The sequence below is a fragment of the Pseudomonas sp. GW822-FHT04C11 genome, from assembly GCF_058800905.1.
In genome coordinates this window covers 350,968-366,368 of record NZ_JBXAMS010000002.1, presented here as the reverse complement: position 1 = coordinate 366,368, position 15,401 = coordinate 350,968, and the positions used below count along the sequence as shown (strand labels likewise).

The 15,401-nt window shown below is 59.3% G+C and carries 16 protein-coding genes; 3 read left to right on the top strand and 13 right to left on the bottom strand.

Features of this window, described 5'->3' with window-relative positions:
- Positions 1 to 121 precede the first annotated feature (121 nt).
- Positions 122 to 586, top strand: a complete 465-nt coding sequence (locus AC1RJ3_RS04470) for an outer membrane lipoprotein (RefSeq protein ID WP_054596005.1) — start codon at positions 122 to 124, stop codon at positions 584 to 586.
- A 126-nt stretch (positions 587 to 712) separates the two neighbouring features.
- Here AC1RJ3_RS04470 and nhaA read toward each other — a convergent pair whose 3' ends face one another.
- Positions 713 to 1,900, bottom strand: a complete 1,188-nt coding sequence (nhaA, locus tag AC1RJ3_RS04465; RefSeq protein WP_493077642.1) for a Na+/H+ antiporter NhaA — start codon at positions 1,898 to 1,900, stop codon at positions 713 to 715.
- A 283-nt stretch (positions 1,901 to 2,183) separates the two neighbouring features.
- On the opposite strand from nhaA, the gene AC1RJ3_RS04460 reads away from it, so the two are divergent.
- Positions 2,184 to 3,278, top strand: a complete 1,095-nt coding sequence (locus tag AC1RJ3_RS04460) for a PLP-dependent cysteine synthase family protein (protein ID WP_054596007.1) — start codon at positions 2,184 to 2,186, stop codon at positions 3,276 to 3,278.
- Between the two features lie 115 nt (positions 3,279 to 3,393).
- Here AC1RJ3_RS04460 and AC1RJ3_RS04455 read toward each other — a convergent pair whose 3' ends face one another.
- From AC1RJ3_RS04455 to AC1RJ3_RS04445, 3 genes are all read right to left on the bottom strand, one after another.
- Positions 3,394 to 5,007 (bottom strand): NAD(P)/FAD-dependent oxidoreductase, encoded by a 1,614-nt coding sequence (locus AC1RJ3_RS04455; RefSeq protein ID WP_103315449.1) that lies wholly within the window; start codon positions 5,005 to 5,007, stop codon positions 3,394 to 3,396.
- A gap of 111 nt (positions 5,008 to 5,118) precedes the next feature.
- Positions 5,119 to 5,793: a COG3650 family protein gene (locus AC1RJ3_RS04450; protein ID WP_103315448.1), complete on the bottom strand. Its 675-nt coding sequence runs from the start codon at positions 5,791 to 5,793 to the stop codon at positions 5,119 to 5,121.
- A 94-nt stretch (positions 5,794 to 5,887) separates the two neighbouring features.
- Positions 5,888 to 6,487, bottom strand: a complete 600-nt coding sequence (locus AC1RJ3_RS04445) for a short chain dehydrogenase (protein ID WP_216740960.1) — start codon at positions 6,485 to 6,487, stop codon at positions 5,888 to 5,890.
- 104 nt (positions 6,488 to 6,591) lie between these two features.
- Between AC1RJ3_RS04445 and AC1RJ3_RS04440 the strand changes: the two genes are divergently transcribed.
- On the top strand, positions 6,592 to 7,500 hold the full coding sequence (locus AC1RJ3_RS04440) for a LysR family transcriptional regulator (RefSeq protein ID WP_054596011.1): 909 nt from the start codon (positions 6,592 to 6,594) through the stop codon (positions 7,498 to 7,500).
- Between the two features lie 139 nt (positions 7,501 to 7,639).
- On the opposite strand, the gene AC1RJ3_RS04435 is transcribed toward AC1RJ3_RS04440, so the two are convergent.
- The 9 genes from AC1RJ3_RS04435 to AC1RJ3_RS04395 form a co-directional block, all read right to left on the bottom strand.
- The gene (locus tag AC1RJ3_RS04435) at positions 7,640 to 8,152 is read right to left on the bottom strand and encodes a DoxX family protein (RefSeq protein ID WP_493077639.1); all 513 of its coding nucleotides are present in this window, start codon (positions 8,150 to 8,152) and stop codon (positions 7,640 to 7,642) included.
- A complete protein-coding gene (locus AC1RJ3_RS04430; protein ID WP_493077637.1) occupies positions 8,149 to 8,922 on the bottom strand; it encodes an HvfC/BufC family peptide modification chaperone in 774 nt (257 codons plus the stop codon). The genes AC1RJ3_RS04435 and AC1RJ3_RS04430 overlap by 4 nt, the downstream gene beginning before the upstream one ends.
- A complete protein-coding gene (bufB, locus tag AC1RJ3_RS04425; RefSeq protein WP_493077635.1) occupies positions 8,919 to 9,812 on the bottom strand; it encodes an MNIO family bufferin maturase in 894 nt (297 codons plus the stop codon). The genes AC1RJ3_RS04430 and bufB overlap by 4 nt, the downstream gene beginning before the upstream one ends.
- A gap of 22 nt (positions 9,813 to 9,834) precedes the next feature.
- Positions 9,835 to 10,143: a BufA1 family periplasmic bufferin-type metallophore gene (locus AC1RJ3_RS04420; RefSeq protein ID WP_493077633.1), complete on the bottom strand. Its 309-nt coding sequence runs from the start codon at positions 10,141 to 10,143 to the stop codon at positions 9,835 to 9,837.
- A 235-nt stretch (positions 10,144 to 10,378) separates the two neighbouring features.
- Entirely contained in the window at positions 10,379 to 11,080 is a 702-nt protein-coding gene (locus tag AC1RJ3_RS04415; RefSeq protein WP_054596016.1) for an ABC transporter ATP-binding protein, read from the bottom strand.
- Complete coding sequence (gene livG, locus AC1RJ3_RS04410; RefSeq protein WP_054596017.1) at positions 11,081 to 11,848, bottom strand: high-affinity branched-chain amino acid ABC transporter ATP-binding protein LivG; 768 nt, start codon at positions 11,846 to 11,848, stop codon at positions 11,081 to 11,083.
- Entirely contained in the window at positions 11,845 to 13,101 is a 1,257-nt protein-coding gene (locus AC1RJ3_RS04405; protein ID WP_054596018.1) for a high-affinity branched-chain amino acid ABC transporter permease LivM, read from the bottom strand. The genes livG and AC1RJ3_RS04405 overlap by 4 nt, the downstream gene beginning before the upstream one ends.
- Positions 13,098 to 14,021 (bottom strand): high-affinity branched-chain amino acid ABC transporter permease LivH, encoded by a 924-nt coding sequence (gene livH / locus AC1RJ3_RS04400; protein WP_019692183.1) that lies wholly within the window; start codon positions 14,019 to 14,021, stop codon positions 13,098 to 13,100. Before livH ends, AC1RJ3_RS04405 begins: the two co-directional genes overlap by 4 nt.
- A gap of 231 nt (positions 14,022 to 14,252) precedes the next feature.
- The gene (locus tag AC1RJ3_RS04395) at positions 14,253 to 15,380 is read right to left on the bottom strand and encodes a branched-chain amino acid ABC transporter substrate-binding protein (protein WP_054596019.1); all 1,128 of its coding nucleotides are present in this window, start codon (positions 15,378 to 15,380) and stop codon (positions 14,253 to 14,255) included.
- Between the last annotated feature and the right edge of the window lie 21 nt (positions 15,381 to 15,401).

The window sequence follows — 15,401 nt, the reverse complement described above, 5'->3', positions numbered from 1 at the left end:
TGTGATGAGTTCTCAAGTGCGACTGTACTGCACCTGAATGAAACCAATTTTATCCGGGCAGTGCCGTGACAGGCGTCAAGCTGCGGAGTTTAATGAATACCTGTCCTTTGGAGTTGATGCTATGCGTAAGTCTGTTTTGCTGGTTGCTTCTTTTTCTACGATGGCGATGCTGCTCACCGGTTGCCAATCGAGCCTGACCGGTGACTCCTACTCCCGTGACGAAGCACGTCGGGTGCAGACGATCCGTATGGGTACCATCGAGTCCCTGCGTCCGGTGAAAATCGAAGGCACTAAAACCCCGATCGGCAGCGTAGCCGGTGCGGCCGTTGGCGGCGTTGCCGGCAGCTCCGTGGGTGGTGGCAAAGGCAGCATCGTCGCTGCGGTGATCGGTGCTGTGGCTGGCGGTCTGGCGGGTTCTGCCATCGAAGAAGGCGCGACCCGTACCCAAGGCGTGGAAATCACCGTTCGCGAAGACGACGGCAGCATGCGCGCCTACGTTCAGGAAGTTCAGCCAAACGAAGTATTCCGCGTTGGTGAACGCGTGCGTATCTCCACCGTCGGTGGCACCAGCCGCGTTTCGCACTAAGTTTTACGCGGTTAAAACAAAACCCCGATCAGGTAACTGGTCGGGGTTTTGTGTTTTTGGCTGATTGTTTTGTTAGACCACTACAGCACACCTCGGCTGTGTGAACTCGGTAATAAATCCGGCTATTCAGGGCGCACTATTGATGCGCTTGCGACTGGCCGCGGCGGTCACCGCATAACCGATCAATGCGGCGAGGATCGACCCAGTGAGAATGCCCATGCGGTCCATGCCGGCGTATTCGCTGCTGCCCGGCACAAAGGCCAGGGAACCGACAAACAGACTCATGGTGAAACCGATACCGCAGAGGATTGCCACGCCGAGTACCTGGCCCCAATTGGCGCCAGCGGGGAGGGCTGCGATGCCTATCTTCACGGCGAGCCAGGTCAGGCCGAAGACGCCAACGGTCTTGCCCAGCAGCAAACCGGCAGCAATGCCCATCGGTACGTGGTGGGTGAAGCTCTCAAGGTTAACGCCAGCCAGTGAAACACCGGCATTGGCGAAAGCGAACAACGGCAGGATACCGAAGGCCACCCAAGGGTGCAGCGCGTGCTCCAGGCTCAGCAACGGTGACGGTTCAGCGTTTTTGGTGCGTAGCGGAATGCAGAACGCCAGGGTCACACCGGCCAGCGTGGCGTGGACACCGCTCTTGAGTACACACACCCATAGAATCAGGCCAATGATCATGTAGGGGCCGAGCTTGACCACGCCTAGCCGATTCATCGCCACCAGCGCTACCAGACAGGCTGCGGCCAGCATCAACGACAGCGTCGACAATGCGCCGGAGTAGAAGATCGCGATGACGATGATTGCACCCAGGTCATCAATGATCGCCAGGGTCATCAAAAACAGTTTCAGCGAGACCGGCACACGCTTGCCCAGCAAGGCGAGCACACCGAGGGCGAAGGCGATATCAGTGGCCATCGGGATCGCCCAACCACCCAGGGCTGACGGGTTGTCTTTGTTGAGGAACCAGTAGATCAGCGCCGGCACGACCATGCCGCCGATGGCCGCTGCGCCCGGCAGGACGATCTGCGACGGTTTGGACAGATGGCCTTCAAGGATTTCGCGTTTGACCTCAAGGCCGATCAACAGGAAGAACATCGCCATCAGGCCGTCGTTGATCCATAACAACAGCGGCTTGGCGATTTTCAGGGCGCCGATCTGGGCGACTACGGGAGTGTCCAGCAGGCCGTTGTAGAGCCAGGACAGCGGTGAGTTGTTGATGATCAGGGCAAGAGCTGCAGCGGCAATCAATAACAGACCGCTGGCAGCTTCCAACTGAAAGAAACGCGTGAAAGTGCTACGCAGAGGCAAGGTCGCTCTCCATCTATCGATTCAAAAGGTGGACCACCCTAACCCGTACGGTTAGTTGTTAAAACAAAAGTTATATTCTTTTTTGTTATATGCCATTACAACGATGTCTCCCGGACCCGGCCTGAGCCTAGCAGTTGGTTGGCGTATTGGGCCTCAGCTGTACCTGTGCGTTATGTGGGTTTTTTCCTAAGCTTGTTGATTGAGCCTTCCGACAAGGTCAATCCATTGCCTGTTGTCACCGCCAGGTTTCCTTACGCCTATTCGATTCAATGAGAAAAAGACCATGAGCGACAACCGTCAGTGGGCTCGCGAAGCCATCCGGATCATCGAAGCCGACTTCCAGCGCAGCGCCGATACGCACCTGATCCCTTTGCCACTGCCGGGATTGCCGGGCATCGAGTTGTATTTCAAGGATGAGTCCAGTCACCCCACCGGTAGCCTCAAGCATCGGTTGGCGCGCTCACTGTTCCTTTATGCGCTGTGTAACGGCTGGCTCAAGCCGGGAGCACCGGTGATCGAGGCGTCCAGCGGTTCGACGGCGATCTCCGAGGCGTATTTCGCGCGCTTGCTCGGTTTGCCGTTCATTGCCGTGATGCCGGCCACGACCTCCCGGGAAAAAATTGCGCAAATCGAGTTCTACGGTGGCAAAAGCCATCTGGTGCAGGATCCGACACAGATCTACGCCGAGTCCGAGCGCTTGGCCCGGGAACACGACGGCCATTTCATCGACCAGTTCACCTATGCCGAGCGTGCCACTGACTGGCGAGCCAACAACAACATTGCCGAGTCGATTTTTCAGCAGATGCGTTTCGAACGTCATCCTGAACCGAGCTGGCTGATTTCCAGCCCTGGCACCGGCGGTACGACGGCCACTCTGGGGCGCTACGTGCGTTATCGCCAGCATTGCACCCGCGTGTTGTGTGCCGATGCCGAGCGTTCGGTGTTCTTCGAGTACTACCAGACCGGCGACGCGAGCTTGCGTCTGGATTGCGGTTCGCGGATCGAAGGCATTGGCCGGCCACGGGTTGAGGCGTCGTTCTTGCCTAAGGTCATCGATGCGATGGTCAAGGTGCCGGATGCGTTGTCGCTGGCGGCCATGCATTATTTGGCGCAGCGTCTGGGCCGGCATGTGGGAGGCTCGAGCGGGACCAACCTGATCGGCGCCTTGATGGCGGGGCAGCAGATGGTGGCAGCGGGGGAGAGTGGCTCGATCGTGGCGATTCTGTGTGATGGCGGCGAACGTTACGCGACCACCTATTACGATCAGGACTGGCTGAAGGCTCAGGGGTATGAGCTGAGTGGACTGATCGCGGCCGTTGTGGGCAGTGCCGAGCGCGGTGAGCCGCTGCCGACCAGCGTGTTGCGCGCCGGTATCTAAAACCAGGCACTGTCCCCGTAGGAGCAAGGCTTGCCCGCGATGAAGTTGACGCGGTCTTCCCGAAAGACCGCATTATCGTTCATCGCGGGCAAGCCTTGCTCCTACAGGGTTTCGGTCAGGCCTCGATGCCGAGAATATCCCGCGCCACCGCTTCGGCAATGCGAATACCATCGACACCCGCCGACAGGATCCCACCGGCATAACCGGCGCCTTCACCGGCCGGGAACAGGCCTTTGACGTTCAGGCTCTGCATCGACTCGTTACGGGTGATCCGCAGTGGCGAAGAGGTGCGGGTTTCAATCCCGGTCAGCACCGCGTCGTGCAGCGAGTAGCCGCGAATCTGCTTCTCGAAGGCCGGTAAGGCTTCACGAATGGCGTCGATGGCAAACGCCGGCAACGCCAGCGCCAGATCGCCCAGTGCAACCCCGGGTTTGTAGGAGGGTTCGACGCTGCCCAGCGCCGTCGACGGCTTGCCTGCGATGAAATCGCCGACCAGTTGCGCCGGTGCTTCGTAGTTGCTGCCACCCAGCACAAAGGCGTGGGACTCCAGACGCTCCTGCAACTCGATCCCGGCCAATGGGCCGCCCGGATAGTCGACTTCCGGGGTGATGCCCACAACAATCCCGGAGTTCGCATTACGTTCGTTACGCGAATACTGGCTCATGCCGTTGGTCACCACGCGATTCGGCTCGGAAGTCGCCGCCACCACGGTGCCGCCCGGGCACATGCAGAAGCTGTAGACCGAACGACCGTTCTTGGCGTGGTGCACCAGTTTGTAGTCGGCGGCACCGAGTTTCGGGTGACCGGCGTATTTGCCCAGGCGCGCGCTGTCGATCAGCGATTGCGGGTGTTCGATACGGAAACCTACCGAAAACGGCTTGGCTTCCATGAACACGCCACGACCGTGGAGCATGCGGAAGGTGTCACGGGCGCTGTGGCCGAGGGCAAGAATCACGTGTTTCGAGTGGATCTGTTCACCGCTGGCGAGCTCGATACCGGTCAACTGGCCGTCTTCGATCAGCACGTCAGTGACTTTTTGCTGGAAGCGTACTTCACCGCCCAGCGCGCGAATCTGCTCACGCATGTTTTCGACGACGCCCGTCAGACGGAACGTACCGATGTGCGGTTTGCTGACGTAGAGGATCTCTTCCGGTGCGCCGGCCTTGACGAATTCGTGCAGGACTTTGCGGCCATGGTGCTTGGGATCCTTGATCTGGCTGTACAGCTTGCCGTCAGAGAATGTCCCCGCGCCGCCTTCACCGAATTGCACGTTGGACTCGGGATTCAGCACGCTTTTGCGCCACAGACCCCAGGTGTCCTTGGTGCGCTGACGCACTTCTGTGCCGCGCTCAAGAATGATCGGCTTGAAGCCCATCTGCGCCAGCAGCAGCCCGGCGAAAATCCCGCACGGGCCGAAACCGACCACGATCGGCCGTTGGCTCAGATCCTGCGGAGCCTGGCCAACGACCTTGTAGCTGACATCCGGCGCCGCATTGACGTTACGGTCATCGGCGAATTTGTGCAGCAATTTCGCCTCATCGCGCACGCTAAGGTCGATGGTGTAGATGAAGCACAGTTCGGAAGATTTTTTGCGCGCGTCGTAGCTGCGCTTGAACAAGGTGAAATCGAGCAGGTCATCACTGGCGATGCCCAGGCGCTGCACGATGGCTGGCCGCAGGTCTTCTTCGGGATGGTCGATCGGCAACTTGAGTTCGGTGATTCGTAACATGACGGGGTCCGGTTCGCGGGGGCGCACAACTGCGCCAAAGGCGTTTCACAAACCGGCGATTATAAGCCTCAACGGCCCGTTCCGGTGAGGCTAAAACAGCATCCTGTCGAATCAGTCGTTACGCGAGCCGCCGAAATACGCGCAGCCACGTTGTACCTGGCCGTTGACCCGCAACTCGGCGCTCATGAATTGAACGCTGCCACGGGTGCTGTCGACGCAGCGTTGTGGTGCGATCCAGAGTTCAACGTGTTGGTCATTGGCTTCGCTACTGAGGCTGAAACGCCCGTCACCGAGTTGTTCTTCCAGAAACGGCAAGGCCAACGCTGGCTGGCCGGCGCGCTCGATCACCATGCCCTTGGTGTTGACCTTGACGTTCCAGTCGGGCGTAGTGCCGCTGGCACGCAGGATCAGCCGCTGGAAGTTGGGGTCTTCACAGGCCGCGCTCGAGCGTTCGACGCGGTATAGCTGCTGCACGTCGAACTGGGCACCCGCATCAGCTGATTTGCCAGTGGCAACCCGGCCGCGCACGTCAGCGAAAATCTTGTGCTGCGCGCCCGCCAGCGTTGCAGCTTCCTGCAGGATGCTGGTGCTGCCGGTGTCATTAACGACATACAGCTTGTTTTCCTGGCACGGCTGAAACATCAGCTTGCCGTTGGCCATGCTGAGTTCGCCCTGCATGCGGGACAGGCCCGCCATGGACGGTTTCTCAGGCTGGCTCTGCAGCAACTGGCAACCGGCGAATACAGGAAGCAGGGCGACAAACATCAGGGAACGGGCAGCACGCATCGTTGGGTCTCCAGACAAGTGCCGCCACGTTACTCAGGCTGACCGCTCATCACAACCCTGCAGTGCACCTGCCCTCCTGTAAAACGCCTTGCTCTCAGCCGACGTTGTAGATCTGGCCAGTCTGCAGGCCTTCCACACTTTTCGCGTAGGCCAGCGCCACATCGGCGGCTGGGACCGGTTTGAATCCGCGGAAGTACGGTGCGTAGCTGCCCATGGCTTCAACCAGTACGTTAGGGCTGACCGAGTTGATCCGCAGACCGCGTGGCAATTCGATAGCCGCCGCTTTAACAAAACTGTCCAGGGCGCCGTTGACCATCGACGCCGAGCTGCCGGTACGAATCGGATCGTGGCTGAGAATGCCGGTGGTGAAGGTGAACGACGCACCGTCGTTGGCGAAATCCCGGCCGATCAACAGCAGATTGACCTGGCCCATCAGCTTGTCTCGCAAGCCCAGTTCGAAGTCTTTTTCAGTCATGTTCGCCAGCGGTACGAAGTTGACGCTGCCGGCGGCGCAGATCAGTGCATCGAATTTGCCGGTCTGTTCGAACAGCTTGTGGATCGAGGCGCTGTCACTGATATCGACCTGGAAGTCACCACTCTTGCGACCGATACGAATGATTTTGTGGCGCTGGGACAGTTCCCGGTCAATGGCCGAGCCGACAGTGCCGGAGGCTCCAATCAAAAGAATTTTCATCGTGCGAATCCTCAAGTGGGTGAATGTGGTTTCAGTTTAGTGTGGTTTTTTTTATTGATAAGCGTGCTAATGGGCAACCTTTGGTTTTCAAATGGAAACAATCCATGAGCGAAATGGATGATCTGGCGGCGTTTGCAGTGTTGATCGAGGCCGGCAGTTTCACGCTGGCAGCGCAGCAACTGGGGTGTAGCAAGGGGCAGTTGTCCAAGCGCATCAGTCAGCTGGAAACACGTTTCAGCGTAGTGCTGTTGCAGCGAACCACACGGCGTTTGAGCCTGACGGCTGCCGGTGCGGCGTTGTTGCCGCAAGCGCAGGCGCTGGTGATTCAGGTAGAGCGGGCGCGACAGGCCCTGGCACGCTTGAAGGACGACATGGCAGGGCCGATTCGGATGACGGTCCCGGTGTCGTTGGGGGAGACTTTTTTCGATGGGTTGCTGCTGGAGTTTTCCCGAGAGTACCCCGACGTGCAGATCGAACTTGAGCTGAACAACAGTTACCGCGACTTGTCACGGGATGGCTTCGATCTGGCGATTCGTTCAGAGGTGGCCAACGACGAGCGAATGGTCGCCAAACCACTGTTGGCCTGGCACGAGATGACCTGCGCCAGCCCGGCTTATCTTGAGCAGTTTGGTGAGCCGCAGACGCCGGCGGACCTGGCCGATCATCGTTGCCTGCTCAACAGCCATTACAGCGGCCGGGAAGAGTGGTTGTATCACCAGCAACATGAACTGTTGCGGGTGCGGGTCTCGGGACCGTTCGCCAGCAACCACTACAACCTGCTGAAGAAGGCTGCGCTCGCTCATGCGGGGATCGCGCGCCTGCCTTCTTACTTGCTCCAGGCTGAACTGGCCGATGGCCGTTTGCGCTGGCTGCTACGCGACTATCAGACCCGCAGCATGCCGATGTATCTGGTGCATCCGTATCAGGGCGGCTTGCCCAAGCGCACGCAGGTATTGGCCGATTACCTGATGAGGTGGTTCAAGCGCAGCGGCGAAGCACTGGATCGGCTGTAGCAGCTGCCGAGCCAGCGAGGCTGCGTCCGAGGACGAAGTCCTCGCAAATCCTGAACATGCAATTTATCTGAAAGAGCGCGTCGTCTGATGTACGAGCGCTTCGCACTCGAACGCAGCCTTCGGCAGCTGCTACACGGGCTTAGCGTTTGGCGGCGTAACGTTTGGCGATCAGGTGATCGATCGATAGCATGCCCGGACCTCTGGCCATCAGGTACAGCAGAACGGCCGCCCAGGTGCCGTGAGTCGGGTAGGCGTCCGGGTAGACAAAGGTCTGAATGGTCAGCGTCATCCCCAGTAACGCCAGGGCCGAAAAACGTGTGGCGAAGCCGACGAGGATCAGCATCGGGAAGAAATGCTCGGCGAAGGCCGCCATGTGCGCCGCCTGTTCCGGGGACAGCAGCGGCACATGGTATTCGCTTTGGAACAACGGAATGGTCGAGTCCGCGAGGTGCGGAATTCCGAGCTGGAAGGTGCCGTCGAGCAGGTCGATGGCCAGGCCTTCGACCTTGGTTTGCCCGGACTTCCAGAACACCGCGGCAATGGAGAAACGTGCAACGAAGGCGATCAGGCTGTGGGGGATTTTCTCGAACAGTTCGATGATCCGTTCGATCAAGTGGGTGATTGCGTTCGGGTGTTCGGTGCGGGTGTTCATGGCGATACCTTGTCGTGTTGCAAGTGGATGATGGCGTTGTGGCCGATCAGCAGCGCCAGGCACTGACTCGGGTCGAACGCCGGTGCAGCGTTCAGGGCATCGGCGACCGCTTGCCCCAGAGGGTGGTTGTTTTGCAGGCTGTGGATGAAGGTCGCAGTGCCGACATCGATCGCAAAGACCTCGACCTCCAGGCCATTGCGCAGCACCAGTGCGTTTTGCGGGTGATACGGCTCAAGGTTTCGGGGCGGTATGTCAGTCTGGTGGGCAGCCCATAGCGCAACGGTGGCGTACGGCGAACTCAGCGTGAACGTTGAGGGATGCAGATGAATGTGTAGCTGTGCGAGCGCTTCGGGAGCAGCCAGCGCAGCAGCAATCTGTGCAGGCTCGACGGCATTGGCATCCGCTGCGTGATAGGCCATTACCCGCAAGCGTTCCAGGCGCGCAACATCTGCGAGGTACGGCACTGACGCGGCCGGTGCAAAGTGCTCGATGAAACTGGCGAAGTCGCTGCCGTAGTCGTTGATCAGCGCACTGCTCGGCGGAAAATCCCGTACATGGAACTGGGCCATGGCCCGAAAAAACTCTTCTCCGACCAACTGCGAAACCACCGGATAACTGTCGGCCAAGGAGTTGATCAACGAGCTCTGCACGTTGTTGCGGTACACAGCGAAGCGGCTATCCGGGTTAGCGCCGTTGGCGCTGAACAAACCGTCAGGGCAGGGCCGTCGAGGATCAAGCAGGGCAGCGGCGAAATCGGCTTGAGTATTCATCGGCGAACCTCGGTGTAACCCAGCAATTCATCGGCTTGACGGGCCTCGGCGAGCAGCACGGAAAATGCCGGCACCTGATTGTCGCGCTCAATCAGCGTGGCCACCGGCCCGACGCGCTCAAGAACTTGCGTATACAGCGTCCACACAGCGTTATCGATGGGGGCACCGTGATCGTCGATCAGCAGGCGATCGCCGAGGCTGTCAGTGTCTTCGGCAAATCCGGCCAGATGGATCTCGCCCACGGCATGCAACGGCAGTGCGTCGATGTACTCCAGCGGATCGCGCTGATGATTGATGCAAGAGACGTAGACGTTGTTCACATCCAGCAGCAAGCCGCAGCCGGTGCGGCGAATGACGTCAGTGATGAAGCTGGCTTCTTCCATGCCGGAGTGCTGGAACTGTAAGTAAGTCGCCGGGTTTTCCAGCAGCATGGGGCGTTTCAGATGCTGCTGGACCTGGTCGATATGCTCGCAGACACGCTGCAGTGTCGACTCGTTATAGGCCAATGGAAGCAGGTCATTGAGAAACACCGGGCCGTGGCTCGACCAGGCCAGGTGTTCGGAAAAGGACTGGGGTTGGTAGCGTTCGATCAGATCGGCGAGCCGGGCAAGGTGCTCGGAGTTCAGCGGGCCTTCGCCGCCGATCGATAGACCGACGCCATGCAGCGACAGCGGATACTGCTCGCGGATCAAACCCAGGTAATGATGAAACGGGCCGCCGGCCACCATATAGTTTTCGGCGTGGACTTCGAAGAAACCGATGTCCGGGCGAGTATCGAGTACTGCGCCAAAGTGCTCGGTCTTGAGCCCCAGCCCCGCGCGGGGCGGGAGCTCGGACGCCAATGCCTGAGTGTGAGGATGTACGTTGTGCAGCGCTGAAGTGGTCATCATCAACACTCAGGCAGAGGAGGGATTACGACTTGGCTTTGTAGGCGGCCATTTGACCGAAGCCGGTCGGTGAGGTCGGGCTGGCGGTCTTCTCGCAAGTGCCTTTTGGCACCAGTTTGAAGTGGTTGCTCTCGAAGTCGATTTTCGAGGTGCCCGCGCAGGTAGTGCCTGCACCTGCGGCGCAATCGTTCTTGCCTTTCATAGCGACGCCAAAGCATTTTTCCATGTCAGTGGCTGCGGCGTGGGCAGTGGTCGGCAGAGCCGCGATGCTCAGGGCGGAACCCAAGGCCAGGGCGAGGGCGGCGGCGGACAGGGGGCGAGTGGTAGCAGTCATGGTGTTTCTCCAAACGAGGGGTGGGTTCAAGTAAGCGTTGGTGCTTGCTTACCCCTCTAGAGAAAGGTCATTCGAGTTCGTTACAGCGCGTGTGAAAAAACTTTTGTACACGACACAATCCTGTAGGAGCACGGCTTGCCGGCGATGGTGCCCGGGAGAACGCCATCGCCGGTAAGCCGTGCTCCTACAAGGCAAAAAAAAACGGCCCGCAGGCCGTTTTTTTTTGCAGCAGTGCTTAGCCGCCCAGGTAGGCGTCGCGCACTTTAGGGTCGCTCAGCAGGGCTGCACCGGTGCCTTGCATCACTACCCGGCCGTTTTCCAGCACATAGGCACGGTCGGCAACCTTCAACGCCTGGTTAGCATTCTGTTCAACCAGGAACACCGTCACACCATCCTTGCGCAGCTGTTCGATGATGTCGAAGATCTGCTGGATGATGATCGGCGCCAATCCCAGCGACGGCTCGTCGAGCAGCAGCAGCTTGGGTTTGCTCATCAGCGCCCGACCGATGGCAAGCATCTGCTGCTCACCACCCGACATGGTGCCGCCGCGCTGGTTGAAGCGTTCCTTGAGCCGCGGGAACAACCCCAGGACCTTGTCCATTTGCTCCTGGTAATCGCCTTTCTCGGTGAAGAAACCGCCCATGGCGAGGTTTTCTTCCACGGTCAGACGGGCAAACACCCGACGACCTTCCGGGACCACGGCGATGCTTTTACGCATGATTCGCGCGGAGTCCTGGCCGACCAGTTCTTCGCCCATGTAGCGAATGCTGCCGCTATGGGCTTGCGGCGAACCGCACAGGGTCATCAGCAGGGTGGATTTGCCGGCGCCGTTGGCCCCGATCAGCGTGACGATCTCGCCCTGACGGACTTCGACGTTGACGCCGTGCAGGGCCTGGATCTTGCCGTAGAAGGTGGAAACGTTTTCGAACTGCAGCATTTACGCTTCCCCCAGGTAGGCTTTGATCACTTCAGGATTGTCGCGGATCTGTTCCGGCGTGCCGTTGGCCAGAGGCGTGCCCTGGTTGATCACGAAAATGTGGTCGGAGATGCTCATGACCAGTTTCATGTCGTGTTCGATCAATAGCACGGTGACGTTATGCTCTTCACGCAGGGTGCCGATCAGCGCCTTGAGGTCGTCGGTTTCCCGCGGGTTGAGGCCGGCGGCCGGTTCGTCGAGCATCAGGATGCTTGGACGGGTCATCATGCAACGGGCGATTTCCAGGCGGCGCTGCTGACCGTAGGCCAGGGTACCGGCCGGACGGTTGGCAAACTCCTTGAGGTTGACCTTGTCGAGCCAGAACTCGGCGTATTCCATGGCCTCGCGTTCGCTGCGGCGAAACGCCGGGGTCTTGAACAGACCCGCCAGGAAGTTGGTGTTCAGGTGCCGGTGCTGAGCGATCAGCAGGTTTTCCACGGCGGTCATTTCCTTGAACAACCGCACGTTCTGGAACGTCCGCACCACGCCTTTACCGGCGATCTTGTGGCCGGGCAGGCCTTCGATCGCTTCACCGTTGAGCTGGATAGTGCCAGCAGTGGGCTTGTAGAAACCGGTCAGGCAGTTGAACACAGTGGTCTTGCCGGCACCGTTAGGGCCAATCATCGATACCACCTGTTTCTCTTTCACGCTCAGGGCAACGCTATTGACCGCCAGCAAGCCGCCAAAGCGCATGCTCAGGCCTTCTACTTTCAGGATCTCTCTGCTCATTTACGCAGCTCCATGTGAGGACGTTGCATGGGCAGCAGACCTTGAGGACGCCAGATCATCATCAGCACCATCAAGGCGCCGAACATCAACATGCGGTATTCGCTGAAGTCACGCATCAGCTCGGGCAACAGGATCATCACGACGGCCGCGAGGACCACGCCCAGTTGCGAGCCCATGCCGCCCAGCACCACGATGGCGAGGATGGTGGCCGACTCGATGAAGGTGAACGACTCCGGAGTTACCAGTCCTTGACGTGCGGCGAAGAAGCTACCGGCAAAACCGGCGAAGCAGGCACCCAGGGTGAAGGCCGACAGCTTGATCACGGTCGGGTTCAGGCCCAGGGCCCGGCAGGCGATTTCGTCTTCACGCAACGCTTCCCAGGCACGGCCGATCGGCATGCGCAGCAGACGGTTGATCACGAACAGCGCGAACAGCGCCAGCAGCAGCGCGACCAGGTAGAGGAAAACCACCTTGCTGACCGGGTTGTACGTCAGGCCGAAGAACTCGTGGAAGGTCTGCATGCCTTCGGCGGCCGTTCTCTCGAAGCTCAGGCCGAACAGCGACGGTTTGGGAATGTTGCTGATACCGTTCGGTCCGCCCGTGAGGCCCGTCAGGTTACGCAGGAACAGACGGATGATCTCACCGAAGCCCAGGGTCACGATCGCCAGATAGTCACCGCGCAAACGCAGCACCGGGAAGCCCAGCAAGAAGCCGAAGGTTGCCGCCATCAAGCCGGCGATGGGCAGGCAGATCCAGAAGCTCAGACCGTAGTAGTGCGACAGCAGCGCATAGCTGTAGGCGCCCACGGCGTAGAAACCGACGTAGCCCAGGTCGAGCAGACCTGCCAGACCGACCACGATGTTCAGGCCCAGACCGAGCAGCACATAGATCAGAATCAGTGTGGCGATATCCACCGCACCGCGCGAGCCGAAGAACGGCCAGACCAGAGCGATGACGATCAACCCCATGATGACCCAGCGCTGGGTGCTGGGCAGGGTCAGGAAATTGCTCGCACTGGCCGGGATCAATTTACCTTTGGGCACGGAGCGCATGGCCGCCGTGTATTCGCGGTCGAACAGCACGCGCAGGAACATCAACACCGAGCAGGCGGCGATGATCAGCAGCGTGGAGGTCGTGGCACCCTGTACTTCGAGGTTGATGCCGGCGATGGACAGTTTCAGGCCGAGTACCGGGTACGCCACAGCCCAAACCAATAGCGCGCTGAAAAGCGCCTGTCTAAGATTCCTGATCATACTTTCTCAACCTCCGGACGGCCCAACAGGCCGGTTGGCCGGAATAACAACACCAGAACCAGAAGGCCGAAAGCCACCACGTCCTTGTACTGGTCACCGAATATATCGGCGCCGAATGCTTCGGCCACCCCCAGCACCAGACCACCGAGCATGGCGCCCGGAATGCTCCCGATGCCGCCCAGAACCGCCGCGGTAAAGGCCTTGAGGCCCACCAGGAATCCGGCGTTCGGGTTGATCACGCCGTACTGCATGCTCAGCAGTACAGCCGCCACGGCTGCCAGGGCAGCACCGATGACGAAGGTCAGGGCGATGATGTTGTTGGTGTTGATGCCCAGCAGGTTAGCCATCCTGATGTCTTCGGCACAGGCCCGGCAGGCACGTCCCAGACGTGAACGCGAAATGAACGTGGTCAGGCAGAGCATCACCACCAGGGTCACTACGAATACCAGGATCTGCATGTAGGAGATCAGTACTTCCTGTGCCCCGCCTGGACCAAAGCTGAAGCTGCCCGGAATCAGGTTGGGGATCGATTTGTCCTTGGAGTCCTGCGAGAGCAGTACGGTGTTTTGCAGGAAGATCGACATACCGATGGCCGAGATCAGCGGGATCAGGCGGTTACTGCCCCGCAGAGGGCGGTAGGCGATCCGTTCGATACTGTAGCCGTAGGCACTGGTGACAACGATGGTCGCCAGGAATGCGGCGGTCATCAACAACGGTAGAGAATGGATACCCAGCATGGCCAGTCCGGCAAGGACGATGAAGGCCACGTAGGAACCGATCATGTAGACCTCGCCGTGGGCGAAGTTGATCATTCCAATGATGCCGTAAACCATCGTATAGCCGATGGCGATCAGGGCATACGTGCTGCCAATGGTCAGACCATTAACCAGCTGTTGGAAAAAGTGATAGATCTCAGGCATTACTGCGCTCCTAAAAACCTGATACGCATTTCACTGGTGGAGTCATTTTCCCGCTCAGGCCCCGTGGATCTGCATCCACTTCGAACATGAGGTTTGCCAGCGAACCGCTGATGACGGTTTTGAGATTTTCAGGTGGGGAGGCTTCCGGATCACGGAGGCACGGCCCATTACCTCGTAAAACAAAGCCCACGGCACGCCGTGGGCTTTATTGGCAGTCAGTCAGGCAACGCCTTACTGAGGCGAAACTTCGGTTTTAGGTTTGCCAAAGTGCCACTGGTAAACCACGAACTTGAAGTTCTTCAGGTCGCCCTTGGCGTCGTAGCTCAGGTCGCCAGTCGGAGTCTTGAAGGTGCCAGCGTGAATGGCTGCGGCCACTTTGGCGGTGTCTTCGCTCTTCGCTGCCTTGATGCCTTCAGCGATGACTTCGACTGCCGAGTAGGCCGGGAACACGAACGGGCCGGTCGGGTCCTGTTTCTTGGCGGCGAATGCGTCAACCAGTGCCTTGTTGGCCGGATCCTGGTCGAAAGACTTCGGCAGGGTCACCAGCAGGCCTTCGGAAGCGTCCTGGGCGATCTGCGAGATGGATTCGTTGCCGACGCCTTCTGGCCCCATGAACTTGGCGTTCAGGCCTTTTTCCTTGGCTTGACGCAGGATCAGGCCCAGTTCCGGGTGGTAGCCGCCGTAGTAGACGAAGTCGACGTTGGCTTGCTTGAGTTTCTGGATGATCGAGGAGAAGTCCTTGTCGCCGGCGTTCAGGCCTTCGAACACGGCAACCTTGACGCCTTTGCCTTCGAGGGTTTTCTTCACGGCGGTGGCGATGCCTTCACCGTATTGCTGTTTGTCGTGCAGAACGGCAACGATTTTCGGCTTTACGTGATCGGCGATGTAGTTACCGGCGGCAGGGCCTTGGGCGCTGTCGAGGCCGATGGTGCGGAACACCATTTTGTAGCCACGGTTAGTGATGTCCGGGCTGGTGGCGGCCGGGGTGATCATGATCACGCCTTCGTCTTCGTAGATGTCCGAAGCCGGTTGAGTGGAGCTGGAGCAGAGGTGGCCGACCACGAACTTGACGCCGTCGTTGACCACTTTGTTGGCAACGGCAACGGCCTGTTTAGGGTCGCAGGCGTCATCGTATTCCTTGGCTTCGAGCATCTTGCCGTCAACACCGCCTTTGGCGTTGATCTGCTCGATGGCCATTTTAGCGCCGATGAACTGCATGTCACCGTACTGGGTCACTGGACCGGTTTTAGGGCCGGCGATGCCGATCTTGATGGTGTCAGCTGCGAACGAATGGCTGGCAACCCCGGCCAGAACCATAGCGGCAAACAGTTTGGAAATCTGCTTAGTAGCCTTATTCATAGTGCTCCACTCTTACTGTTG